We start from the raw sequence: 23608 nt of genomic DNA, 5'->3' as shown, positions 1-23608 counted from the left end.
GCGGAGACGTGCAGGCCGCACAGCGCGGGCCGGGGGCCGTGGGCAGGCGTGCAGGCCGGCGCGGCGCCCATCGGCTCCTGCGGCGCCTGCTTCGCTGAGACCCGGATGGCCTTGCGGTCGTCGGTGCGCGGAACGGTACGGTCGCGCAGGCTCTCGCAGGCCCCTGCTCGTGGCTACGATGGCCTGATGAGCGAAGTCCATGACCGCAGCCCGGCACAGACCGCTGGGGCGATGCAGACCGGTGAGGCCGAGCTGCGCCGCCGACAGCAGGCGCAGCGCAGCCGGTTCTTCATCCGATTCGCGATCGTCGAAGCGATCGTCCTCGTCCTCGCGGTGGTCGCCGTCTTCGTGCTCGAGCTGATCGATCCGGACATGGGCATCTGGGTGCTCATCGCTCTCGCGGCGCTCGGATCCGTCATCCTCAGCGGCTATCTGGTCAGCACCACCCAGCGTGACAGGCGCGAGCTAGAAGCCTTGCGCCGGCACTGACCGCGAGGCACCTCCGCGGACTGCGTCACCGCGGCCATCGCCGTGGACGGGGGCCTCCGCGCCCGACAGCGGGCCGAGGAGCCGGAGCCGAGATCGGTGCGCGCGAACTCCTGGGGGCCTCCCGACGGGGCCGTCGTCCCTCTCGACGCGGTGCCCCGCGGTGCTCAGCGGGACGGTTCGTCGGCAGGCCAGGCATTGGGTACGCAGCCCTGCAGGTCGATGGACTGCTGGAGCATCACCGGTGACGCTTCTCCCGCACCGCCGCAGCGCGCATGGCCGTGCCCGAGGAAGTGCCCCACCTCGTGATTGATCATGTAGGCGCGGTACTCGCTCAGCTCGTCATAGGTGGGAGTGGCGTGCAGCCAGCGATCCGAGTTCAGCACCACGTCGGGCCCGACGCGACAGCTCCACAGCCCCCCGGTCCTCGCCGGGAGGCACAGCTCGTCGACCGTCGGCGGGGAGGCCAGCGAGATCGTGAGCTCGGCGTCCTCGAGCGTCGCGACCCGCTGGAACGTCACCCCCTCGAGGTCCTGCCAGCCACGCGGATCCGCGAGGACCTCAGCGATCCGGGCCGCCGCCTCATCGGCACCGATCCCGGTCCCGCCCTCGACGCGCAGCGCGTAGGTGCGGACTGTGCTCTCTGCTCCGCTCTCGGCAGGGGCGGCGGCAGCGGCGGCGACGGTCCAGGTGCCGTCGCCGACGGTGCCGGAACGGACGATCTCCGCGCTCTCGGCGGCCTCCTCCGCATCGCCTGCCTCGGCCACGGGGGTGGGGGAGAGGCGTGCTGCGGAGCTGCCGTCCTGGCCCTCCCCGCCGCCGTCGCTCGGCGTCGCCGACGGTGTGGTCGACGCGGCTGCGCTGACGGACTCGCCCTCAGCGCCGAGGGTGCGGAGGACGAGAGCCAGCGCGAGGATCAGCAGGATGGCCAGCAGCAGCACCAGCCCGGAGCGGACGAGGCGACCTCGACGGGTGAGCCGGAGCTGCGGGCGGGGCGCTGTGGGGTGAGACACGTGCACCACGTTATGGGACGTCGCCGCCCATGACCGGCAGGAACACACGGCCCTCCGGCTCGGACTCAGGCGGCTGCTGCGTCCCCGCCCTCCTCGCGCAGGCGCGGTTCGACCCGCTGGCCCGGGTGAAAGCCGGCCTTGTCCGCGTAGTACGCCCGGATGCGGTTCATGTCCGCAGCGATGTCCCCGCTCAGCTCGATGCTCGGTCCCAGGCCGGTGCTCATGGTGGTGCGATCCACGTAGCCGAGCACCACCGGCATCCCGGTGGCCTGTGCGATGCGGTAGAAGCCGGACTTCCAGTGGGTGTGCGCTCCGCGTGTGCCGTCGGGTGTGACCACCAGACCGAACGTCTCGCCGGCGTGCAGCCGAGCCACCACCTCCTCGACCACCCGGTGCGGTGCCGTGCGATCCACCGGGATCCCGCCGAGCGCCCGCATCAGCGGACCGCGCCAGGAGGTGAACAGGGTGTGCTTGCCGAGCCAGCGCATCGGAATCCGCAGCTTCCAGGCGATGGCCAGCATGATCACGAAGTCCCAGTTCGAGGTGTGCGGGGCCCCGATGATCACGGCGGGACGACGCGGAGCGGGCTCGGTGACGAGCTGCCAGGGGGCGACGGCCCAGAAAGCGCGGGCGAGAAGGCGACGGAGCATGCGCTCAACCTAGGCGACGGGCGGTGCTCCACGGCGCGGAATCCGCGGGCCGGTGCGGATCAGCGGCGCGGATCACTCGGAACCGGGCGGGCGCCGCGTCTGTTTGAGCGCCGCCCGCCGTCGTTTCGCCTCCAGCCGCCGACGCTTCGAGCCCTTGCTGGGACGGGTCGCGTGACGCACCACCGGGGGAGCGACCGACTCGCGCAGCAGGGCGGCGAGACGCTCACGCGCCGCGCGGCGGTTCTGCCGTTGGGAGCGCTGCTCGGCGGCGGTGACGGTCAGGACGGTGCCGGCGAGCTTCCCGGAGAGGTGGGCGAGTGCGCGCGGGCGCTGCACCTCGTCCAGCGCCGTGGTGGTGGCCAGGTCCAGGCTCAGCTGGACCCGCGAATCGGTGGTGTTGACTCCCTGGCCTCCGGGGCCGGAGGCATGGGAGAACTGCTCGGACAGCTCCGCGGCGGGCACCCGCAGGCCGCGCGGCGCGCCAGGGCCGGGGGTCACCCGCAGATCGTCCATGCCCCCAGTGTGGCCGACCGCGATGCGCGACAGCGGCGGACGCGCACCGCGGGGATGACGGGGACATTCTGGTGACGGGGTAGCCGCGCGGCCCCGACACGGGCACGATGGAGGCATGGCTGACTCGAAGCAGACCCTGACCCCCGACGAGATCGCCGACGCCGCGCTCACCGACTGGCGCCAGGACGGCGAGACGCTCACCGCGCGCTTCGCCACCGGTGACTTCGCGACCGGCCTTGATCTCGTGGGCCGCATCGGAGCATCCGCCGAGGAGGCGAACCACCACCCCGATCTCACCCTCACCTATCCCGAGGTCACCGTGACGCTCTCGAGCCACGACGTCGGCGGGATCACCTCTCGCGACCTCGCTCTCGCACACCGGATCAGCGAACATGCCGCAGCCCTCGACGTCGCGGCGACCTCCGCCTGACCTCTCCTGCGTGCTTCGTCCCGGCACGGGGAACGGGCCCGGGAGGGACGCACGACAGCACCGAGGCTGTCGCGGAGGTCGTGCAGCGCGGACCGTTACTGCACCGTTGCCTTGCCGGGCGCCAGAAGTGGTGGCCACACGCCCTGGATATGGTGGGATGGGCCCATCCTGCCCGCAGTGACCCCTTGGGGGAGCCGACGGGCACCGGCACGAGCGTGGTCTGGACGACCTCGACGAAGAGGAGCGCACAATGAGAATCGGACGACGGACATTTGCGACGCTGGGCCCCCTGGCGGCCCTCGGCCTGCTCGCCGCCTGCAGTGATGACGGCGGCGGCAGCAACGGCGGCGGCGGAGGCGGAGGCGGCGAGGGTGACTTCGTCACCGACCTCACCTTCGGCACCGGTGGCACCGGTGGCGTGTACTACCCGCTCGGCGGCGAGTACGCGACCATCTACGAGGACAACATCGACGGCATCACGGTCACCTACACCGACTCCGGCGCCTCGGTGGAGAACATCGGCAAGATCTTCCAGGGCGAATGGCAGCTGGGCATCGCCCAGTCGGACACCGCCAACAAGGCGGTCACGGGCGAGGGCGAGTTCGAGGGCGCTCAGGTCGACAACATCGGCTGGATCGCCGGCCTGTACCCCGAGGCCGCCCACATCGTCACGCTCGAGGGCAACGGGATCGAGTCCCCGGCGGATCTCATGGGCAAGCGGATCGCCGTCGGCGACGTCGGCTCCGGGACCCGTGCGGTCTCCGACGCGATCCTCACCGCCTACGGCATCGGCGAGGACGACTACGAGAAGTTCGAGCAGGACTTCTCCAGCTCGCTCGATCTCCTGCGCGACAACAACATCGATGCCTCGGTGTTCGTGGTCGGCACTCCGACCGGCTCGCTCGGCGACCTCGCCGCGACCAACGACGTCAAGCTGGTCTCGCTCGAGCAGGACAAGGCCGACGAGGTCGCGAGCGAGAGCCTCTACGAGGTCTACACGATCAAGCCCGAGGCGTACGAGTTCCTCCAGGAGCCGGTCACCACCCTCTCGGTCGCCGCGGCGCTGCTCGCCTCGACCACACAGGTCAGCCCCGAGGTCGGCTACGAGATCACCAAGGCGACCTTCGAGTTCGCGGACACCATCACCCTCCCGCAGGGCGACCTGATCGCCCACGACTTCGCCCTGACCGGTCAGGGAGAGGTCCCGCTGCACCCCGGCGCGGAGAGGTACTACGAGGAAGAGGGGCTGCTCTGAGATGAGCGCCGAGGACCCCGAGAACGCTCCCGGAGCCTCCTCTCTCGAGGTCGACGCGGACGAGAAGGCGCAGCATGAGGCCGAGGCGAGAGCCCAGGAGCTGCTGCGCGAGCACGACGCCTCCAGCCGAGTCCGCACGAAGCTGGGTCCGTGGGCCTGGGGGGTGGGAGGTCTCTCGATCGCCCTCACCCTGTTCCACCTCTACACCGGGATCTTCGGCTCTCGGCCCTCCCTGATCCAGGGTGCGATCCACCTCGCCGGCGCCACCTCGATCATCTTCCTGCTGTACCCCGCGGGCACGTCGGCAGAGCGTCGCGGCGGCAGGGCTGGGATCCCCTGGTGGGACGTGGTGCTGTCCCTGGTCGCGCTCGCGGTCAACCTGTACATCGTGGTGCGGTACCAGCACCTGACCAGCAATATCGTCCAGATCATGGGGTTCGAGACCCTCGACTACGTGGTCGCCAGCCTGGGCATCGTGCTCACGCTCGAAGCGACCCGGCGCTGCGTGGGCCTGCCGATCGTGATCATCGGCCTGACGGCGATCGGCTACTCGACCGTGATCGTCGGCCAATCCTGGCAGGACTTCGCGGTCGGCACCTTCTTCACCTCCCGCGCCGGCATCTTCGGAACGCCCATCCAGGTCTCCTCCACCTTCATCTTCCTGTTCCTGCTGTTCGCCGTGGTGCTGATCCGCACCAACATCGGTCTGCTCTTCAACGACCTGGCCTTCCGCCTCACCGGGCGCTTCACCGGTGGTCCGGCGAAGGCCGCGGTGGCGGCCTCCGGCCTGCAGGGCATGATCTCCGGCTCGTCGGTCGCGAACACCGTCGCCTCGGGATCCTTCACGATCCCGCTGATGAAGAAGGCCGGGTTCCGACCGCACTTCGCGGGCGCCGCCGAGGCCACCGCCTCCACGGGCGGGCAGCTCATGCCGCCGATCATGGGCGCCGCCGCCTTCATCATGGCGGAGTACACCGGGATCCCGTACAACGACATCATCGTCATCGCGATCATCCCGGCGGCCCTCTACTTCCTGGGGGCGTTCGTCTCCGTGCACTTCGAGGCGAAGCGCATGCGGATCCAGGGCATCCCCGCCGCGGAGCTGCCCGGCTGGAAGAGCATCCTGGCGCGGCTGGATCTGCTGGCCCCGCTGGTGATCATCGTGTTCATGATGCTGTCGGGCTTCTCGCCGGCGCGTGCCGCGCTGTGGGGGGTGGGGGTGGCCTTCGCCCTGAGCTTCCTGCGCAAGTCCACCCGGCTCTCGTTCACCGGGATCGTGCAGACCCTCGAGGCCGGCGCCCGCACCGCGCTGCCCGTGATCGCCGCCTGTGCGACCGCCGGCATCGTGGCCGGGACGGTCACCGGCACCGGCCTGGGCGGTCGGCTCGGCAGCGCCGTCATCGACATCGCCCAGGGCAACTTCCTGCTGGTGCTGCTGATGACGATGATCGTCTGCCTGATCCTCGGGATGGGCCTGCCGACCACCGCGAACTACGTGGTCACCGCGACCGTCGCCGCGCCGATCCTGATCAACAACTTCGAGGTGCCGGTCATCGCTGCGCACATGTTCGTGTTCTTCTTCGGGATCCTCGCGGACGTCACCCCGCCGGTCTGCCTGGCCGCCTATGCCGGCTCCGGCATCGCGGGCTCCAATCCGCTGAGGACCGGCGTGACCGCGCTGCGGCTGGCGATCGCCGGCTTCCTCATCCCGTTCGTGTTCGTCCTGGAGCCGTCGCTGCTGCTCGCAGGCACCGTCGCCGAGCTGATCCCGGCCCTGCTGACGGTGATCCTGGGCATGGTCGCGATCGCGGCCGGCCTGGCCGGCTACTTCTTCACGGATGCGACGAAGCTCGAACGGGTGCTGCTGGTCGTCGGCGGCGTGATGATGGTCTATCCGTGGATCGTCATCTCGGTGGTGGGCATCGTCCTGGCGGCAGCCGTGATCGTGCTGCAGCTCATCCGGCGCGGCCGGCACCGGAGCGACCGCGGCGCCGCCCCGGTCGCCGCCTGAACGGCGCCGACGCGGCGCGCGGCCGGCCCCGGATCCGCCACGACGTCTCAGCTGTCGTGGCGGAAGCCGATCTTGATCGTCACCTGCCAATCGGCGACGTAGCCGTCCTCGAGGTGGCCGCGGATGGACTGGACCTCGAACCAGTCCAGATTCCGCAGGGTCTTGGCCGCCTGGGCGAGAGCGTTCTTGACCGCATCGTCGCTGCTCTCCGGTGAGGTGCCGACGATCTCGGTGACGTTGTAGACGTGGCCTGCCATGGTGACCTCCTGAGGGTCGTCCCGGGGCCGGACCCACGGGCTCGGTGCGGTCACGCTACGCCGCAGGCGGCGCAGAGACCAGGGCCAGGCGGCACGGCCACCGCGCCGGCGTGGTGCTGCAACGAGCCCTCGGGGCACCGCGACCAGGACCCTCGCCCCTGGATTGCGCCGAAAGGGTATGACCGGGGAACGATCACGGCTAAGGTGCCCGCATCAGGATGGCGCGCTCAGCGGCGAGCGCGGCCCGATGAAGGAACCCAGAACCACGACGACGTGCGGAGGCCCTCATGACCCCGGAAGCCATCACCCTCTCCGCGGCGAGTCTCACCACGGTCGCTGTGATCGTCGTGATCTCCCTGATCGCGATCGCGATGGCGCTAAGATTCCGCACCGAGGTGCTGCGGGCCAAGACGGGTACCGACTCGATGAACGAGGTCGCCGCTGCCGTCCAGGAGGGCGCCGCGGCCTACCTGCGCCGACAGCTGCGCACCCTGGGCGTCTTCGCCGTCATCGCCTTCCTGCTGCTCCTGCTGCTGCCCACCCACGGCGCGACCGGCGGCGAGGGGATGCTGCTGCGCGGAGCTCGGTCGGTCGCGTTCCTGGTCGGAGCCGCCTTCTCCGGCCTGATCGGCTACCTCGGGATGTGGCTCGCGGTGCGGGCGAACGTGCGGGTCGCCGCGGCGGCGCACGAGGCGGGCCGGGATCCGGCGATGCTCATCGCCGTGCGCACCGGCGCCTGCGTGGGGATGGCGACGATCGGTTTCGGCCTGCTCGGCGCCGGCATCGTGGTGCTGATCTTCGGCGGCGACGCCGCACTGGTGCTGGAGGGCTTCGGCTTCGGCGCCGCGATGGTGGCGATGTTCATGCGCGTCGGCGGCGGCATCTTCACCAAGGCCGCCGACGTCGGCGCCGACCTGGTGGGCAAGGTCGAGCAGAACATCCCCGAGGACGATCCCCGCAATGCCGCGACCATCGCGGACAACGTCGGCGACAACGTGGGCGACTGCGCCGGGATGGCCGCTGACCTCTTCGAGTCCTACGCGGTGACCCTGGTCGCTGCGCTCATCCTGGGCCGGGCCGCCTTCGGCGAGGCCGGGATGGTGTTCCCCCTGATCGTCCCCGCGATCGGGGTGCTCACGGCCCTGATCGGCATCTATCTCACCACCCCCAGGGACGGCCAGAGCGCCCTGACCACCATCCGGCGCTCCTTCCTGTACTCGGCCGTGATTTCCGCCGTGCTGTGCACCGTCGCGGCGTTCGTCTATCTGCCCGGCAGCTTCGCCGAGCTCGGCATCGAGGACTCGACCGCCGCCGTCGACGACCCCCGGATCATCGCCGCCGGCGCGGTCGCGATCGGCATCGCCCTCGGCGTGCTGATCCTCTACCTCACCGGCTACTACACCAGCACCGAGGACCGGCCGGTGCGCCAGGTCGCCGGCACCTCCCGCACCGGCGCCGCGACCGTGGTCCTCTCCGGCTTCTCGCTGGGCCTGGAATCCGCGGTGTTCACCGCCCTGGTGATCGCCGCGGCGGTGTTCGGCGCCTTCCTGCTGGGCGGCTCCGGGATCGCCGGGCTGTTCGCCATCGCCCTGGCCGGCTGCGGCCTGCTGACCACCGTCGGCGTGATCGTCGCGATGGACACCTTCGGTCCGGTCACCGACAACGCCCAGGGCATCGCCGAGATGTCCGGCGATGTGGACGGCGCGGGCGCCCAGGTGCTCACCGAGCTCGACGCCGTCGGCAACACCACCAAGGCGATCACCAAGGGCATCGCGATCGCGACCGCCGTGCTCGCCGCGACCGCCCTGTTCGGCTCCTACACCGACGCCATCCGCGAGGTGCTCGGTGACCGGTACCAGGCCTTCCTGGACCAGTCCGTCGTCTTCTCCCCGCAGACTCTCGTGGGCGTGATCATCGGCGCCGCAGTCGTGTTCCTGTTCTCCGGGCTCGCGATCAGCGCCGTCGGCCGCGCCGCCGGCGCCGTCGTCTACGAGGTGCGTCGCCAGTTCCGCGAGATCGCCGGGATCATGGAGGGCACCGCGAAGCCGGAGTACGGGCGCGTGGTCGACATCGTCACCCGCGACTCGCTGCGGGAGCTCGCCACCCCCGGCCTGCTCGCCGTCGCCGCCCCCATCGCCGTCGGCTTCGGGCTCGGCGCCCCGGCCCTGGCCGGCTACCTCGCCGGCGCCATCTCCGCCGGGGTGCTGATGGCGATCATGCTCGCGAACTCCGGTGGCGCCTGGGACAACGCCAAGAAGATCGTGGAGGACGGCCACCACGGCGGCAAGGGCTCCCCCGCCCATGAGGCCACCATCATCGGCGACACCGTCGGCGATCCGTTCAAGGACACCGCCGGTCCCTCGATCAACCCGCTGATCAAGGTGATGAACCTGGTGGCCGTGCTGATCGCTCCCGCCGTGGTGGGGATGAGCGCGCTCAGCGGGGACGCGAACCCGCTGCGCTACGTGATCGCCGGGGTGGCCGTGGCCGCGATCGCGGTGGCGGTGACCATCTCCATCCGCCGCGGCGTGGTGCTGGACACCGAGGACGAACCGGCGATCGAGGCCGCCGGCGAGCCCGAACAGCAGACCAACCGTCGCGGCAGCGCCGATGGCTCGTGACCCGGGCGCACTCGACGTCTGGTCCGACGGAGCGGGGGAACCCCTCCTGCTGCTCCGCACCGCGCTGTCCGCCCAACACCTGGTGCCACTGTCACGGCAGCCGGTATTGGGCGACCACTTCCGGCTCCTGACCTACGATCGGCGCGGCTACGGTGCGAGCCCTCCCGCGCAGGGCCCCGGCTCTCTCGCCCGGGAGGCCGCCGAGGCCGCGACGGTACTCGATGACCTCGGGGCGAAGAGCGCGCACGTCCTCGGCGACAGCTACTCGGTCGCCCTCGCGCTCGAACTCGCCCTGGCCCATCCCGGACGGGTCAGGTCCCTGGTCCTCATCGAGCCCCCTCCGGCTCTCGCGCCGGGCAGCGAGCGCTTCCTGGCCGTGAATCGGCAGCTCATGGACATCTACGAGTCCGAAGGCGTCGACGCCGCGCTGGAGACCTTCCTGGGCGGCATGGACGGCCCGGACTGGCGTGCGGCGTACGATGGCGTCATCCCCGGCATCAGCCGACGGATCGAGCGGGATGCTTCCGCCTTCTTCGCCCATGACATCCCCGCCCTGCTGGACTGGTCGCTCGACCCCGCGCGAGCAGCGCGCATCGACTGCCCCGTCCTCTACCTCGAGGGCGCGGAGAACGGACCACTGTTCACGACCGTGCACGACTGGCTGCTCGAGCTCCTCCCGCAGGCCCGCCCGGTGAGCATCCCCGGCGCCGGCCACTCCGTGTCCTTCACCCATCCGGAAGAGGTCGCCGTCGCCACGGCCGCGTTCCTGCGGGAGCAGGCGGGCGTCGCCGCAGTGACACCTCCCGAGTCCTCATCCGGGCTAGACGGGAGCCGTGCCCGCTCAGGCCCCGCCGCCGGACGTCCCTCAGGCAGCACAGCCCGCTGATGCACGCGGTGGCCAGGGTGGTCGCGTCCGCGGCGGCGGGATCGAGAGCACCCCGCAGGAGCCGACTTACGAAACACCATCGTTCGACAAATCGCTGAGGATACCCTTAGTATCGCTGCGCGGCACTCGTCGTCACGCCCCCCGGCATCCCCTGGATCCTCGGGACGACCACGCCATCCACCCCCGGAGACCCGATGTTCCTCCGGAATCTGCTGATCGCACTGCGCGAGGGGCTCGAGGCGACGCTCGTGGTGAGCATCCTCGTGGCCTACCTGGTGAAGTCGCAGCGCCGTGATGTGCTGCCGAAGCTGTGGATCGGCGTCGCCGCCGCGGCCGCGCTCCCGCTGCTGCTCGGCGCCGTCCTCACCTGGGGCCCGAAGACCCTCACGTTCCAGGCGCAGGAGATCCTCGGCGGCTCGCTCGCCCTGCTGGCCGTCGCACTGACCACCGGGATGATCTTCTGGATGTCCACGCATGCGCGCGGGCAGAAGCAGAACCTCGAGGGGGAGCTGAACCGGGCCCTGGCGCACGGCGCCGGGTGGGGCGTGGCCCTGGTGGCGATCGCCGCCGTCGGCCGTGAGGGCCTGGAGACGGCGCTGTTCGTGTGGGCGACGGTGAAGTCCTCGGTCGAGAACTCCGTCGCCGCGACCACCGCCGGGCTCCTCGTGGGGCTGGCCCTGGCGATCGTGCTGGGCATCCTCCTCTATCGCGGCGCCCTGCACCTGAACCTGGGTCGCTTCTTCACCTGGACCGGTGGTTTCCTGATCCTCATCGCCGCCGGGATCGTCGCCTACGGGATCGGTGATTTCCAGGAGGCCGGCGTGCTGCCGGGCCTGTACACCTACGCCTGGGATGTCTCGGCCCTGCTGCCCGCGACGACCTCCCCGGTGTACTGGCTGTACGTCGTCGGCCAGGCGATGTTCCAGGTCAACGTGCAACCCAACGTCCTGCAGGTGGTCGCCTGGCTGCTGTACGCCGTCCCGGTGACCTTCCTGTTCGTCCGCCGCGTACGGGCCGGCGCCCCGCGTCCCGTCCGCGAGGCCGCGGTCCCCGCGACCGCCGCCGTCTGACCATCACGTCCCCCTCAGTCCGCGCCCTCGGGTGCCCCCGATACCTTTCCGGAGTCCGACCATGACCCGCACCTCCCTGATGCGCACGGTGACCCGGCCGCTCGCGATCGCCGCCGTGATCGCACTGGCCGCCGCCGGCTGCACCGACAATCCCTCCTCCGGCGCGAACGGGGCCGGCACCCAGGCCGGCGCCGGACCGGTCGCCGTCACCGTCACCGACGACGGCTGTGAGGTCGCCGGCACCCAGACCCCCTCCGGCGTGGTCATCTTCTCCATCACGAACGAGGACACCGTGCCCAACGAGTTCGAGATCCTGGCCTCTGACAAGCTCCGCATCGTCACCGAGAAGGAGAACATCGGCCCCGGCAGCACCGTCGAGCTGACCACCGGGCTCGAGCAGGGCGACTACTTCACGGCCTGCAAACCGAACATGGTCGGGGCGCTGGTGGGGGTCACCCCCTTCACGGTCACCGAGGGTGAGGCCCTCGCGGTCGACGAGGACATCCAGAAGCTGCGCGATGAGGCGATCACGGACTACACCGCGTACATCGAGGACCAGGCCGGCCAGCTCCTGGCCGCGACCGAGGACTTCCGCGCCGCCTACCTCGCCGGCGACACCGAGCAGGCCCAGGACCTGTACGTGCTGGCTCGCCGCCACTTCGAGCGGATCGAGCCGACCGCCGAGGCCTTCGGCATCGAGGAGCCCGGCGATCTGGACGCCGCCCTCGACCTGCGGATCCAGGACCTCTCCGCCGGGGCCGGCATCGCCGTGACCGATCCCGAGCTGCTGGCGGGGTGGACCGGCTGGCATCGCATCGAGGCCGATCTGTTCAGCGACGACGAGGCCTTCGACTTCCCCGATGACGCGAGCCGGCAGCGGGTCGCCGATCAGCTGGTGGAGGACACCCAGACCCTCTACGACCTGGTCACCGGAGTACAGGACACCGCCTCGGGTCCGTTCGAGGTCACCCTCGAGGACGTCACCCTCGGTGCCGGCGCCCTGATGGAAGAGGTCGCCACCGGGAAGATCGTCGGCGAGGAGGAGACCTTCTCTCACACCGACCTCGACGACTTCCAGGCGAATCTGGACGGCGCCCGCGTCGCCTATGGCAACGTGCAGAAGATCGTCGAGAAGGAGGATCCGGCCCTCGCCCGCGAGATCGCCGCCTCCTTCACCGCGGTGCAGGAGGAGCTCTCCATCCACCAGGCCGGGGAGTGGGAGGACGGAACCCCTCGTTACGTGGACTACTCGACGATCGCCACGGTCCAGGAGGATGCCGGACAGGCGCCCGACGACAACGACTACACCGACGCGCAGCGGGACCTGTCCGTGGCGGTGACCGCGCTGGCCGACCAGCTCGCGCAGGTGCCTGCCGTGGTGCTGTCATGACCCGGCGACACGATCACGAGACCTCCGACATCGAGCCGGGCACCGCGCAGGCACCAGCGGACGGCCAGGGCCCGGCACCGCGCTCGGTGGGTCGCCGCGGCCTGCTGGGCGCGGCGGGCGCCGGGATCCTCGCCGGCGGGATGCTCGGCGGATTCGCCGGCGCCCGGGCCGGCGCCGAGGAGGCCGCCGCGGCCGACCCGCTGGACCGCTCCCACCCCCTGCGCGGCGAGCACCAGCAGGGCATCACCACCCCTGCGCAGGACTACCTGTTCACCGCCGCCTTCGATGTCACCACGACGGATCTGGACGAGGTGCGCCGCCTCATGCAGCAGTGGCTGGTGGCCGCTGAGCAGATGAGCACCGGCGATCTGGTCGGCGGCACCCCGCTCGCCGACCTGCAGGCGGTCCCGCGCGATACCGGCGAGGCCTGGGGATACCCCGCCTCGTCCGTGACGATCACCGTCGGGGTGGGACGGTCCTTCTTCGTCGATGCCGAGGGAGCGGACCGCTTCGGGATCGCGGAGCGCATGCCCGAGGCCCTGGCCGCAGGCGTCCCGCGCTTCGCCGGTGAAGCGCTGCAGGCCGAACGCTCCGACGGCGATCTGGTCGTCCAGGCCTGCGCCGACGATGCGCAGGTCGCCATGCACGCGATCCGCAATCTCACCCGGATCGCCGTCGGCACCGCGGCGCTGCGATGGACGCAGATGGGATACGGGCGCACCTCCTCCACCTCGACGACGCAGGAGACCCCGCGGAACCTGTTCGGGTACAAGGACGGCACCAGCAATCTCAAGCAGGAGGACGGCGCCGAGGAGCTGGGGCGCCACGTGTGGATCGACCGGGCGGACTCCGGCGGGGAGCGCCTGGCCGGCGGCTCGTACATGATGATCCGCAAGATCCGGATGAACCTCGAGACCTGGGACCGGCTGCGATTGATCGAGCAGCACGAGATCATCGGGCGCGACAAGCGCTTCGGTGCGCCGCTGTCGGTCGCCGACCCGAGCGCCGGGACCGATGAGTTCATCGAGCCGGACTTCGCCGCCACCGCGGACGGCGGGCCGGCCATCGCGCGCGACGCCCACATCCGCATCGTCTCCCCGCACAGCAACCACGGTGCCCGCATGCTGCGCCGCGGCTACAACTACACCGAGGGCAGCGACTCGCTGGGGCGCATCGATGCCGGACTGTTCTTCATCGCCTACGTCCGTGATCCGCGAGAGTCCTTCTTCCCGATCCTGGAGCGGATGGTCACCACCGATGCGCTCGAGGAGTACCTGCGCCACGTCGCCTCTGCGATGTTCGTGGTGCTGCCCGGCGTGGGGGCGAAGGACACCATGTTCGGGCAGGCGCTGCTGGGCTGATCGCAGCCCGCTCGCTCACGGGACGGCGCGAGCCGCGGCGGCGCGGGGCGAGCGGACATCCAGGACCTCGAGCACCCGCCGGACCAGCTCGCCGAGGGTGCCCGTCTCGTGCAGCGTCGGGGAGTGCGGGTGGGGGACCCCGAGCATCCACCCGGCGCCGGGCTCCGCGTCGGTCTTCGCCACGAGCACGGTGGTGCCGTCCGTCAACGGGATCCGCAGCAGCGGTCGCTCCTCGTCGAGCACGAGCCGACCCGCGAGGTCCGGGCGGGCATGCACGAGGGCGTGATGGATCTGTTCGCGTTCCAGCCAGTCGCCGAAAGCCTCGACCATGGGGCGGGTGAAGAGCATGCATTTCCTTCCACGGGGACGGGACCGAGCGACAGCGGCTCATGGCGACTCGAGAGGCATGCCTGTCGTCGTCGCGGGGACAGGTACAGCATGCCGCACGAATCGGACATTTCGACACATTGTCCATGTAACGGTTCGGCGTCCCAGGTACGTGGGGTGCGGGGCCCGGCGTCCTGCACGGAGGGGACGGCATCGGTCCGAGGGCCCTTTCTGAGCCGCTTCGACCTGGTGCTGCTGGACGAGCCCACCAACGATCTCGACCTCGAGGGGCTCCAGCGGCTGGAGGACTTCGTCCGGGCACTGCGCGGGGGAGCGGTGCTGGTCAGCCACGACCGCGAGTTCCTGGCCCGCTGCGTCACCGAGGTGCTCGAGCTCGATCACGCCCAGCACTCCCACCGCCTCTACGGCGGCGGGTACGAGGCCTGCCTCGAGGAGCGCACCACCGTGCGTCGCCACGCCCGCGAGCAGCACGACCAGTTCGCCGCGACCAGGGCCGATCTGGTCTCCCGGGCCCGCACCCAGCGCGAATGGTCCACCCAGGGCGTGCGCAACGCGATGAAGAAGGCCCCGGACAACGACAAGATCCGCCGCCGCGCACAGTCCGAGTCCAGCGAGAAGCAGGCGCGCAAGATGCGGCAGATGGAGAGCCGGATCGCACGGCTCGACGTGGTCGCCGAGCCCCGCAAGGAGTGGCAGCTGCAGTTCTCGATCGGTGCCGCCCCTCGCTCCGGCTCGGTGGTGGCGATGCTCGCCGGCGCCGTGGTGCGCCAGGGCGGCTTCACCCTGGGCCCGGTCTCGGTGCAGGTCGATGCCGGGGATCGGATCGGGATCACCGGCGCCAACGGGGCCGGGAAATCGACCCTGCTGCAGGTCCTGCTGGGGGCCCGCGAGGTCGACGAGGGCTCGGCCGCCCTCGGGGCGAGCGTGCGGATCGGCGAGATCGACCAGGCCCGCTCGCTGTTCACCGGCGCTGCGCCGCTGGCCGAGGTCATCGAGACCCCGCTGCCCGCGCTGAGCGGGGCGGAGGTGCGCACGCTGCTGGCGAAGTTCGCGCTGCGGGCGGACCACGTGGACCGCCCCGCCGCCGAGCTGTCACCGGGGGAGCGCACCCGCGCCGGGCTCGCCCTGCTGCAGGCCCGCGACGTGAACCTGCTGGTGCTCGACGAGCCCACCAACCACCTCGACCTGCCCGCCATCGAACAGCTCGAGCAGGCGCTGGAGAGCTACCAGGGCACACTGCTGCTGGTCACCCACGACCGCCGCATGCTGGAGACGGTGCGCAGCGACCGGCGCTCGCACGTCGAGGCAGGACAGGTCCGCGAGCTCTGGGCGCAGCGGCCACCATCCCCGGATACGGACATGCGGGCCACAGTGGACTCCCAGGTTTCTGCGGTCGCTGCAGCCCGACCCTCACTCCTGATCCGGGTGGCGCTGGCCTCCGCGAACCCCGTCGACTGGAAGCTGATGAGCGGCGGTCTGGACGCCCTCATCGACACCGTCTTCCCCGCGATCCCCGGCTGGGACGTCGCTGGCGTGGTCGCGACCGTCGGGCCGGACGCCCCGGAGTTCGCCCCCGGTGACCGCGGCGCCTCCTACGGACGCAAGGACGTCGTCCACGGCGGCCCCTTCGCCGAGTACGTCGCGCTGCCCGCCACCTCGGTCGCCGCGATCTCGGAGGGTGTCGGATTCGACTCCGCCGCGGGCCTGCCGCTGACCGGCCTGAGGGCGCTGCGCAGCCTCGAGACGCCGGCGCTGACCGGCGCGGACACCCTGCTCATCCATGCCGCCTCCGGCGGCGTCGGCTACCTCGCCGCGCAGCTCGCGCGTGAGCGGGGCGCGACCGTGATCGGCACCGCCTCCGACCGCCTTCGAGATACGCCGGGAGGGATCGGCCCGCGGCAAGCTTTTCATCGACACGACCCGCTGAGCCTCCGGTAGACGCAGGACGGCCCCGCACCTCCACCATCGGCCCGCCGGCACCGATCACCATGGCCTCGGTTTTCAGTTTTCGAGCTCCACCGCACGGATGCCCGACGTCCCCTGCACGAGGACCGCACGTCCGGTAGAGGATCGGTCGCTGGGACGGTTCGGCGCCGAACCCCGCCGTACAGTGGTGTGATGAACCTTCACCATGTCCGGAGAGGCGGCGGAAGCCCGCTACTGCTGGTGCACGGCCTCGGGGCGGGTCTGCGCTCCTGGGACCCGATCATCGACGCATTGGCCGCGCACCGGGAGGTGATCGCGGTCGACCTACCCGGATTCGGCCAGTCGGCGCCGCTGCCTGGCGAGGTGTCGATCGCCGCGCTCGCCGACTCGGTCGCACAATTCATCGGCGAGCAGGGCCTGGACGGCGTTGCCACTGCCGGGCAGTCGTTGGGTGGGCGGATCGTGCTCGAGCTCGCCAGACGCGGCGTCGGTGGTGACACCGTGGCGCTGGACCCTGGTGGTTTCTGGAGCGAGCGCGAGCTGGCCGTCTTCAGCTATACGCTTCGGCCCTCGATCGTCCTGGTCCGTGCTGTGCGAGGTGTCCTGCCGGCGCTGTTGGGCAATCGCGTCAGTCGAACCGCGCTGCTCGCGCAGTTCTCGGCCCACCCGTGGTCGCTGACGCAGCAGACTGTGCTGCCCGACCTGCTCGGGTTGGCCGATGCTGCTGCGACGGATGCGACGATGGACGCGCTCACGAAGGGGCCCACGCAGCAGGGAGCTCCGCCCGGGACGGTCCCCGGTCGCGTCACCATCGGTTGGGGACGTCGAGACCTCGTCACCGTTCCGCGGCAGGCCCATCGGGCTGTTGCGGCGTTCCCCGATGCGACGCTGCACTGGTTCCCCCGGTGCGGACACTTCCCGCAATGGGACGCGCCGCACGCGGCGGTGGAGCTCATCCTGACCGGTACTCACTGACGCGTGCTCGAATCCCCTCCGCCGCCTCGCCACGGCATCCCGGGAGCCGGATCGTCCGTGACGAGATCTTCGTCCTTCATCTCTGACGTCGCGCTCGCATCAGATCACAGCGGTCCCTGCGGCGAACACGCCGCAGGGCCCGCGCGTAAGGCGGCGGTCAACTGTGCTCGCCGCGGATCAGGTCCGCGGCCCGCTCGCCGATCAGCATGGTGGTGAGGTTGGGGTTCACCGCGACCAGCTGCGGCATCACCGAACCGTCGACCACGCGCAGGCCCGTGACGCCCTTGACCCGCAGCTGCGGGTCCAGCGGCGACATGTCATCGTCGATCGCGCCCATCCGGCAGGTGCCGGCGGGGTGGTAGACGGTGTTGTGGGTGGCGGCGACGTAGTCGGCGATCTCCTCATCGGACTGCACGGCCTCGCCCGGGAACAGCTCCCGGCCGCGGTAGGCGTCCATGCCGGGCTGGGAGACGATCTCGCGGGCCCTGCGGATACCGGCGACGGCCACGGCCATGTCATGACCCTCCTCGTCGGTGAAGTAGCGCGGGTCGACCTTCGGCTTGTCGCGATAGTCGATCGTGCGCAGCCGCACCGTGCCGCGCGAGCGGGCGTGGGTGACGTTCGGGGTGAGCGCGAAGGACTCCGGTGAGGTGGGGTAGCCCTGGCGTCGGGTGTGCATGTCGAAGGGCACCGAACCGTAGTGCATCATCAGGTCCGGCAGGTCCAGGCCCTCCTGGGTGGCGGCGAAGATGCCGATCTCCCACCACTGCGTGGACTCGCGGGTCATCGTCTGCGCGGATTCCCAGGAGATGACCGCTTCGGGGTGGTCCTGCAGGTTCGAGCCGACGCCGGGGGAGTCCACCCGCACCTCGATGCCCACTTCGCGCAGGTGCTCGGCGGGGCCGATCCCGGAGAGCATCAGCAGCTTGGGGGAGTCGATCGCCCCGGCGGAGAGGATCACCTCGCGGCGGGCGTGCATGAGCGAGGAGCGGTCGAAGGCGTTGTCGATGTACTCCACGCCCGTGGCGCGCTGCTCGTCGTCGAAGAGCACCCGCATCACCTGCAGACCGGTGAGGACGTGCAGGTTTCCCCGCTCCAGGTTCGGGTGCAGGTAGGAGACGGAGGAGGAGGCGCGGGTGCCGTCCGCCTGACGGTTCACCTGGAACCAGTTCGCGCCGTTGACCACGGTCTCGAAGTCGTTGAACGTGGCCCTGGGGATGCCGGCCTGCTCGCAGGCCTCCAGCAGCGCGGCGCCCACGGGATCCTCGGGCGGCACATCCATCAGGTGCACCGGACCGTCGGTGCCGTGGCCCTCACCGGTGCGGGACATGTTCGTCTCCAGGCGCGCGATCAGCGGCATGATCGTCTCCGCGTTCCATCCCTCGGCGCCGAGCTGCTCCCACCGGTTCATGTCCTCCGCCGGCGGGTGGAAGGCGATGCAGGAGTTGTGCGAGGAGCAGCCGCCCAGCACCTTCGCACGGGCGTGGCGCATGAACGAGTTGCCCCTCTCCTGCGGCTCGATCGGGTAGTCCCAGTCCAGCCCCGACTCCAGCAGTTCGGGCCAGCGCTTCAGCTGCAGCACCTCCTGGTGCTCGAGGTCGGAGGGACCGGCCTCGAGCAGGGCCACATCGACGCCCGGGTCCTCGCTGAGGCGGGCGGCCAGGGCCGCGCCGGCGGAGCCGCCGCCGACGATGAGGTAGTCGAACTCGGCGATGGGGTTCTCGGAGGTGGGGTCCTTCTCGGGCATGTCTCCTGCTTCCTGTGGATGAACGGGGTGATGCGGGGGAGGGGCCGTCCCGCGCCAGGCGGCGCGGGACGGCCCGGTGGCGCCGGGCTCAGCCCTTGCGCGGGAACCAGCCGGTGACGGCCGGCTCGGTGTTCTCGTAGATGTGCTTGGACTCGGTGTACTCCTCGAGACCGGTGGGGCCCAGCTCGCGGCCGACGCCCGACATCTTGAAGCCGCCCCATTCCGCCTGCGGCAGGTAGGGGTGGTAGTCGTTGATCCAGATGGTGCCGTGGCGCAGGCGCCGCGAGACCCGGTTCGCGACCCCGGAATCCGAGGTCCACACGCCGCCGGCCAGGCCGTACTCGGTGTGGTTGGCGATCGCGATCGCCTCCTGTTCGGTGGAGAAGGTCTCGACGGTGATGACCGGTCCGAAGCCCTCCTCGATCACCGCGGGGTTCTCGGAGGTGCACTCATCCAGCACGGTCGGCGCGAAGAAGAAGCCCTGCTCGTGCTCGGGTCCGCCCCAGTGGCCGCCGGTGCGCAGCCGGGCCCCGGCCGCGATGCCGCGCTGGACGTAGTCGGTGACCTTGTCGCGATGCTCCTTCGAGATCAGCGGGCCGGTCTCCGCCTGCTCGTCCAACGGGCCGCCCATCACGATGCCCTCGGCGCGGGCCACCAGGTCATCGACGAACCGTTCGGCGATGGTGTCCTGCACGACCAGGCGCGTGCCTGCCGAGCACAGCAGGCCGGAGTCCATGAACGCGGCGTTCAGCGCGTTGTCGAGCGCGGCCTCGTAGTCGGCGTCGGCGAACACCACGTTGGGGTTCTTCCCACCCAGCTCGAGGGCGACCTTCTTGATGCCCGGCGCGGCGGCCGCCGCGATCTTCCGCCCGGTGACCAGGCCTCCGGTGAAGGAGATCAGGTCGATCTCCGGGTGGGAGGACAGCGGTGCCCCGACCACGGCGCCGTCCCCGAGGACCAGGTTCGCGACCCCGGCGGGCAGGCCCAGCCGGTCCAGCACGTCGAGGATCAGGATGGTGGTGTGCGGGGTGAGCTCGGCGGGCTTGATGACGAAGGAGTTGCCGGCCGCGAGAGCCGGGGCGATCTTCCACGCGGCCTGCAGCAGCGGGAAGTTCCAGGGCGTGATCATGCCGCACACGCCGATCGGCTCGTGGACCACGCGGGAGATCACGCTCTGGTCCCCGGCATCGATCAGGCGGCCCGGGTTCTGGCCGGCGACCTTGCCGAAGTAGCGGAAGCAGGCGGTGATGTCGTCCATATCGCCCTCGGCCTCGACCAGACGCTTGCCGGTGTCGAAGGCCTCGGCGCGGGCGAACTCGGCCTTGCGCTCCTGCAGCTTGTCGGCGACTTCCAGCAGCAGGTCGCCGCGCTCGGTGGCGGGCCGGTCGGCCCAGATACGGGACTCGAAGGCCCGACGGGCCGCGAGGATCGCCCGCTCGACGTCCTCCGCGGTGGCCTCGGAGACCACACCGACCTCGCTCTGATCGGCCGGGCAGAGCACCGTGCGGGTCTCGCCGGAGGACGAGGCGACCCACTCTCCGTCGATGAACAGGGTGGCGGTGGTCTCAGTCATGTCGCTCCTTCGGGTCGGTGGTCGCTGCGGGCTCGTGCTGTGTCGGCGCGGAGCCTGCGGGGCGGTGGATGTGGTCGGTATCGGCCCAGGTGTTCGGCGCGGTCACGGGGACCGCGCCCGTCGCCGTGCCGATCTCGGAGCTCAGGGTCAGGTACATGATGTGCGCATCGTAGGAGTCCAGGAGATCGGCGATCACCTGCTCCTGGGAGTACCCCATGATGTCGTGGCCACGGGAGCCGAGGGACGAGAAGATCTCGACCCGGTAGTAGGTCTCACGCACCGCGGCCAGGTTCGCCGCGAAGCTCGGCGTCGAGTAGGCCACCGGATAGGTCTGGTACTTGAAGTCCTCGCCCTCGGGGAAGGAGACGACCAGGTCCACGAAGGGCAGCGCGCTGTCCGGATGGGCGCCGCGCTGGCAGGCGACGTCGGCCCCGAGCGTCCTCAGCTCTTCCGCGACCTCCTCGACGGCGGGGGTGGCCACGGTGTCGATGAAGGTCCTCGCCTGCTCGGCGGAGGCATAGGACATGCGGTGCTGGAGGCGCGTGCGCCACGACCCCCGCTCGCCGCCCCCGGCCTCGCGGACCCGGCTGGTCAGCAGCCCGGGAAGCGTCGCCTGCCGGGATTCGAGGCTGATGCTCTCGGTCTTGAGCACCTTCCACAGGCTGAACATCACCAGGTACAGCATCACGGACAGCGGCAGCCCCACCATCACGGTCGCGGCCTGCAGGGTGTAGACGCCGTTGATGAACAGCATCACGAGGGTCAGGGCGCCGGTGATCACGGCCCACACGATGCGCAGCCACGGCGGGCCGTCCGAGTCCGCGGTGGTGGTCTTGGAGGTCATGTTCGCCATCACCAGCGAGCCGGAGTCCGCCGAGGTGGTGTAGAAGAACAGACCGGTGAGCAGGGCGAGGGTGACGGTGAAGGTCGAGCCCGGGTACTGCTCGAGCAGGTTGAAGAACCCGGACTCGGGCTGGTTCACGGCGAGGTCCAGGAACGTCTCGTCGTCGAAGAAGCTCAGGGCGGCATTCCCGAAGATCGAGACCCACAGCAGGATGAAGGAGAACGGGATCAGCAGCACGCCGACCACGAACTGGCGCAGGGTGCGGCCCCGGGAGATGCGCGCCAGGAACAGGCTCACGAAGGGCGCCCAGGCGATCCACCAGGCCCAGAAGAACAGCGTCCAGTCGGCCATCCACTGGTCCGCAGGATAGTCCGCCGTGCCGTCGCTGTAGGCGAAGGTGTTCATCAGCATCGAGGGGAACTGCGAGAAGAAGTCGCCGATGTTCTGGACCAGCGAGTTCAGCAGCTGATGGGTGTTCCCGGAGAACAGCACCCAGAGCATCAGGACCAGGGCGAGGAGCACGTTGAGCTCGGAGAGCCGACGGATGCCCTTGTCCACCCCGGAGACGGTCGAGAGGATGGTGATCAACACGGCCAGCCCCATGAGGGCGATCTGCACCGCGACCGAGTTCGGGATGCCGAACAGCGCGGAGAGCCCGAAGTTGAGGAAGACCACGCCGATGCCGAGGGACACCGAGATGCCGAAGATGGTGCCGATGGTCGCGCCGATCTCGGCGACGTGGCCGATGGGCCCATGGATCCGCTTGCCGAAGATCGGCGCCAGTGCGGAGCGGATCGACAGCGGCAGGTGGTAGCGGTAGGCGAAGAGGCCGAAGGCCATGCCCATCAGCGCATACATCGCCCAGCCGGGGATCCCGTAGTGGAAGATCGTCCAGATCGTCGCCATCCGCGCGGCCTCTGCGGACCCGGCGGGGACGTCCGGCGGGGTGAGGAGATTCGTGGCGGGTCCGGAGATGCCGAAGAACATCAGGTCCACGCCGATGCCGGCCGCGAACAGCATGGCCGCCCAGGTGAACATGTTGTACTTCGGCAGCGAATGGTCCGGCCCCATCTTCGTGCCGCCCACCTTGGAGAACGCGACGATCAGCACGAACACCACCACGATGGCGGCGGTGAGGACGTAGTACCAGCCGAAGTTCGTGGCCACCCACGCCATGGAGCCGAAGATGACGTCCGCTGCGGTGTCCGGCCAGATCCCGGCGAACAGCACGAAGCCGACGATGATCACGGCGGTGCCGAGGAACACCGGCCAGTTCACCGGGGAACGGGTGGGCCTCGCGGCAGCGGTGGAGGAGGAGTCCGGTCCTCCGTCCCCGCTGCCGGGATTCCCCCCGTCTCCGAGGGAGTCTGCGGGGCGAGGAGGGGGAGTGGCCTCAGCCATCACGGTCCTTTCGTTCACGGTGGGAGCGGCGCGGATCTGCTCGCGCGGCGACCAGGTCCGGCTGGGGATCGGGGCCGGCGGCCGGAGAGGCATCCCCAGGTCGCAGGCCGTTCGACCCTAGGTCGGTTCGGGGCCCGGGCCCAACGGGACACCCCGTAAGTGACCGAGTAGTCACTTGCGGGATCCGGGAAGAACGACGCCGTCGAACCCGGGCGGTGCATCCGCTGCTTCCTGCATCACGCCCGGTGTTCAGGAGGCCTTCCCTGACTCGTGGGTACCGCTCGCGGGCGCCGGCGCTCGCCCGGAGCTCAGGCGGGCAGATCCTCGTGGGCCAGCTCCTTGAAGCGGCTGCGGTGGAAGACCAGCGCCTCGGCCTCGGGGAGGCTGCCGATCGATCGCACCTCGAGCAGCACCAGGTCATGATCCCCGGCCCGCAGCTGGTCGTGGACGCGCACCGTCATCCATGCCGGGGCGTCCTTCACCAGCAGGGCACCCTGCGCATCAACGGCCACGTCGACCCCGTCGAAGCGGCGCCCACGATCCGTCGCGGCGAGCTGACGTGCCACCGGCAGCTGCGCGCTCCCCAGCAGCGACACTCCGAGGTGTCCGTGCGCGCGCAGGAGGGGCCAGGTGCGCGAGCTGTGCTGCACCGCGAAGGAGACCAGCGGCGGGTCCAGGGAGATGCCGACGGTGAACGTCGAGGCGACCAGACCGTGGCGGACGCCGTCCACCTCCGCCGCCACCAGGACGAGGCCCTGGGGGAAGTGCGAGAACGCTTCTCGGAGCGCGGAGTCGGACAGCATGGCTTTCACTGTAGGGCGCACCGGCGACGGGCAGGGGCCGACGTGCGC

The 23608-nt window shown here is 70.4% G+C and carries 20 protein-coding genes and 1 pseudogene; 12 read left to right on the top strand and 9 right to left on the bottom strand.

From position 1 onward, the window contains the following. Positions 1–186 precede the first annotated feature (186 nt). Positions 187–489, top strand: coding sequence for a hypothetical protein (locus tag ACHUEU_RS07420; protein ID WP_394215281.1), 303 nt, complete (start codon positions 187–189; stop codon positions 487–489). A 164-nt stretch (positions 490–653) separates the two neighbouring features. On the opposite strand, the gene ACHUEU_RS07415 is transcribed toward ACHUEU_RS07420, so the two are convergent. The 3 genes from ACHUEU_RS07415 to arfB form a co-directional block, all read right to left on the bottom strand. After that, positions 654–1499, bottom strand: coding sequence for a DUF3152 domain-containing protein (locus ACHUEU_RS07415; protein WP_394215280.1), 846 nt, complete (start codon positions 1497–1499; stop codon positions 654–656). Positions 1500–1564: 65 nt separating this feature from the next. Then, complete coding sequence (locus ACHUEU_RS07410) at positions 1565–2149, bottom strand: 1-acyl-sn-glycerol-3-phosphate acyltransferase (protein WP_394215279.1); 585 nt, start codon at positions 2147–2149, stop codon at positions 1565–1567. Positions 2150–2221: 72 nt separating this feature from the next. Further along, a complete protein-coding gene (arfB, locus tag ACHUEU_RS07405) occupies positions 2222–2662 on the bottom strand; it encodes an alternative ribosome rescue aminoacyl-tRNA hydrolase ArfB (RefSeq protein WP_394215278.1) in 441 nt (146 codons plus the stop codon). Between the two features lie 115 nt (positions 2663–2777). Between arfB and ACHUEU_RS07400 the strand changes: the two genes are divergently transcribed. From ACHUEU_RS07400 to ACHUEU_RS07390, 3 genes are all read left to right on the top strand, one after another. After that, positions 2778–3092, top strand: coding sequence for a 4a-hydroxytetrahydrobiopterin dehydratase (locus ACHUEU_RS07400; RefSeq protein WP_394215277.1), 315 nt, complete (start codon positions 2778–2780; stop codon positions 3090–3092). A gap of 250 nt (positions 3093–3342) precedes the next feature. Then, positions 3343–4347, top strand: a complete 1005-nt coding sequence (locus ACHUEU_RS07395; protein ID WP_394215276.1) for a TAXI family TRAP transporter solute-binding subunit — start codon at positions 3343–3345, stop codon at positions 4345–4347. A gap of 1 nt (position 4348) precedes the next feature. Continuing rightward, positions 4349–6358 (top strand): TRAP transporter permease, encoded by a 2010-nt coding sequence (locus ACHUEU_RS07390; protein ID WP_394215274.1) that lies wholly within the window; start codon positions 4349–4351, stop codon positions 6356–6358. Positions 6359–6405: 47 nt separating this feature from the next. Here the strand turns inward: ACHUEU_RS07390 and ACHUEU_RS07385 are convergent, their stop codons facing one another. Further along, positions 6406–6615, bottom strand: a complete 210-nt coding sequence (locus tag ACHUEU_RS07385) for a dodecin (RefSeq protein WP_394215273.1) — start codon at positions 6613–6615, stop codon at positions 6406–6408. 287 nt (positions 6616–6902) lie between these two features. On the opposite strand from ACHUEU_RS07385, the gene ACHUEU_RS07380 reads away from it, so the two are divergent. The 5 genes from ACHUEU_RS07380 to ACHUEU_RS07360 all read left to right on the top strand — a co-directional run bounded on the left by ACHUEU_RS07380 (position 6903) and on the right by ACHUEU_RS07360 (position 13943). Next, a complete protein-coding gene (locus tag ACHUEU_RS07380) occupies positions 6903–9236 on the top strand; it encodes a sodium-translocating pyrophosphatase (protein ID WP_394215271.1) in 2334 nt (777 codons plus the stop codon). Next, complete coding sequence (locus ACHUEU_RS07375) at positions 9226–10122, top strand: alpha/beta fold hydrolase (protein WP_394215270.1); 897 nt, start codon at positions 9226–9228, stop codon at positions 10120–10122. The genes ACHUEU_RS07380 and ACHUEU_RS07375 overlap by 11 nt, the downstream gene beginning before the upstream one ends. A gap of 194 nt (positions 10123–10316) precedes the next feature. Beyond that, positions 10317–11192 carry an iron uptake transporter permease EfeU gene (gene efeU, locus ACHUEU_RS07370; RefSeq protein WP_394215268.1) on the top strand — a complete coding sequence of 292 codons (876 nt, stop codon included), beginning with the start codon at positions 10317–10319 and terminating at the stop codon, positions 11190–11192. 61 nt (positions 11193–11253) lie between these two features. After that, positions 11254–12582, top strand: a complete 1329-nt coding sequence (gene efeO / locus ACHUEU_RS07365; RefSeq protein ID WP_394215267.1) for an iron uptake system protein EfeO — start codon at positions 11254–11256, stop codon at positions 12580–12582. Then, positions 12579–13943, top strand: coding sequence for a Dyp-type peroxidase (locus ACHUEU_RS07360; protein WP_394215266.1), 1365 nt, complete (start codon positions 12579–12581; stop codon positions 13941–13943). The genes efeO and ACHUEU_RS07360 overlap by 4 nt, the downstream gene beginning before the upstream one ends. 15 nt (positions 13944–13958) lie before the next feature. Here ACHUEU_RS07360 and ACHUEU_RS07355 read toward each other — a convergent pair whose 3' ends face one another. After that, positions 13959–14291: a hypothetical protein gene (locus tag ACHUEU_RS07355; protein WP_394215265.1), complete on the bottom strand. Its 333-nt coding sequence runs from the start codon at positions 14289–14291 to the stop codon at positions 13959–13961. Between the two features lie 207 nt (positions 14292–14498). Between ACHUEU_RS07355 and ACHUEU_RS07350 the strand changes: the two are divergent. The 3 genes and pseudogenes from ACHUEU_RS07350 to ACHUEU_RS07340 form a co-directional block, all read left to right on the top strand. Continuing rightward, a pseudogene (locus ACHUEU_RS07350) lies at positions 14499–15617 on the top strand (ATP-binding cassette domain-containing protein); the annotation flags it as partial. A 33-nt stretch (positions 15618–15650) separates the two neighbouring features. Continuing rightward, positions 15651–16229 carry an alcohol dehydrogenase catalytic domain-containing protein gene (locus ACHUEU_RS07345; protein WP_394215353.1) on the top strand — a complete coding sequence of 193 codons (579 nt, stop codon included), beginning with the start codon at positions 15651–15653 and terminating at the stop codon, positions 16227–16229. Between the two features lie 180 nt (positions 16230–16409). Continuing rightward, positions 16410–17192 (top strand): alpha/beta fold hydrolase, encoded by a 783-nt coding sequence (locus ACHUEU_RS07340; RefSeq protein WP_394215264.1) that lies wholly within the window; start codon positions 16410–16412, stop codon positions 17190–17192. 157 nt (positions 17193–17349) lie between these two features. On the opposite strand, the gene ACHUEU_RS07335 is transcribed toward ACHUEU_RS07340, so the two are convergent. The 4 genes from ACHUEU_RS07335 to ACHUEU_RS07320 all read right to left on the bottom strand — a co-directional run bounded on the left by ACHUEU_RS07335 (position 17350) and on the right by ACHUEU_RS07320 (position 23560). Further along, a complete protein-coding gene (locus tag ACHUEU_RS07335) occupies positions 17350–18939 on the bottom strand; it encodes a GMC family oxidoreductase (protein ID WP_394215263.1) in 1590 nt (529 codons plus the stop codon). 88 nt (positions 18940–19027) lie between these two features. Then, complete coding sequence (locus ACHUEU_RS07330; protein ID WP_394215262.1) at positions 19028–20512, bottom strand: aldehyde dehydrogenase family protein; 1485 nt, start codon at positions 20510–20512, stop codon at positions 19028–19030. Next, positions 20505–22757 (bottom strand): choline BCCT transporter BetT, encoded by a 2253-nt coding sequence (gene betT, locus ACHUEU_RS07325; protein WP_394215261.1) that lies wholly within the window; start codon positions 22755–22757, stop codon positions 20505–20507. Before betT ends, ACHUEU_RS07330 begins: the two co-directional genes overlap by 8 nt. A 308-nt stretch (positions 22758–23065) precedes the next feature. Then, the gene (locus ACHUEU_RS07320) at positions 23066–23560 is read right to left on the bottom strand and encodes a flavin reductase family protein (protein WP_394215259.1); all 495 of its coding nucleotides are present in this window, start codon (positions 23558–23560) and stop codon (positions 23066–23068) included. Positions 23561–23608 lie beyond the last annotated feature (48 nt).

The organism is Brachybacterium vulturis, assembly GCF_043641765.1.
GTDB classification, from domain to species: Bacteria; Actinomycetota; Actinomycetes; order Actinomycetales; family Dermabacteraceae; genus Brachybacterium; species Brachybacterium vulturis_A.
This window is presented reverse-complemented; position numbering and strand designations above follow the sequence as displayed.

Coding starts and splice junctions, on each gene's coding strand:
- ACHUEU_RS07420 (WP_394215281.1), top strand. CDS start 187: ATGAGCGAAGTCCATGACCGCAGCCCGGCACAGACCGCTGGGGCGATG.
- ACHUEU_RS07410 (WP_394215279.1), bottom strand. CDS start 2,149: ATGCTCCGTCGCCTTCTCGCCCGCGCTTTCTGGGCCGTCGCCCCCTGG.
- arfB (WP_394215278.1), bottom strand. CDS start 2,662: ATGGACGATCTGCGGGTGACCCCCGGCCCTGGCGCGCCGCGCGGCCTG.
- ACHUEU_RS07400 (WP_394215277.1), top strand. CDS start 2,778: ATGGCTGACTCGAAGCAGACCCTGACCCCCGACGAGATCGCCGACGCC.
- ACHUEU_RS07395 (WP_394215276.1), top strand. CDS start 3,343: ATGAGAATCGGACGACGGACATTTGCGACGCTGGGCCCCCTGGCGGCC.
- ACHUEU_RS07390 (WP_394215274.1), top strand. CDS start 4,349: ATGAGCGCCGAGGACCCCGAGAACGCTCCCGGAGCCTCCTCTCTCGAG.
- ACHUEU_RS07385 (WP_394215273.1), bottom strand. CDS start 6,615: ATGGCAGGCCACGTCTACAACGTCACCGAGATCGTCGGCACCTCACCG.
- ACHUEU_RS07380 (WP_394215271.1), top strand. CDS start 6,903: ATGACCCCGGAAGCCATCACCCTCTCCGCGGCGAGTCTCACCACGGTC.
- ACHUEU_RS07375 (WP_394215270.1), top strand. CDS start 9,226: ATGGCTCGTGACCCGGGCGCACTCGACGTCTGGTCCGACGGAGCGGGG.
- efeU (WP_394215268.1), top strand. CDS start 10,317: ATGTTCCTCCGGAATCTGCTGATCGCACTGCGCGAGGGGCTCGAGGCG.
- efeO (WP_394215267.1), top strand. CDS start 11,254: ATGACCCGCACCTCCCTGATGCGCACGGTGACCCGGCCGCTCGCGATC.
- ACHUEU_RS07360 (WP_394215266.1), top strand. CDS start 12,579: ATGACCCGGCGACACGATCACGAGACCTCCGACATCGAGCCGGGCACC.
- ACHUEU_RS07355 (WP_394215265.1), bottom strand. CDS start 14,291: ATGCTCTTCACCCGCCCCATGGTCGAGGCTTTCGGCGACTGGCTGGAA.
- ACHUEU_RS07345 (WP_394215353.1), top strand. CDS start 15,651: ATGCGGGCCACAGTGGACTCCCAGGTTTCTGCGGTCGCTGCAGCCCGA.
- ACHUEU_RS07340 (WP_394215264.1), top strand. CDS start 16,410: ATGAACCTTCACCATGTCCGGAGAGGCGGCGGAAGCCCGCTACTGCTG.
- ACHUEU_RS07335 (WP_394215263.1), bottom strand. CDS start 18,939: ATGCCCGAGAAGGACCCCACCTCCGAGAACCCCATCGCCGAGTTCGAC.
- ACHUEU_RS07330 (WP_394215262.1), bottom strand. CDS start 20,512: ATGACTGAGACCACCGCCACCCTGTTCATCGACGGAGAGTGGGTCGCC.
- betT (WP_394215261.1), bottom strand. CDS start 22,757: ATGGCTGAGGCCACTCCCCCTCCTCGCCCCGCAGACTCCCTCGGAGAC.
- ACHUEU_RS07320 (WP_394215259.1), bottom strand. CDS start 23,560: ATGCTGTCCGACTCCGCGCTCCGAGAAGCGTTCTCGCACTTCCCCCAG.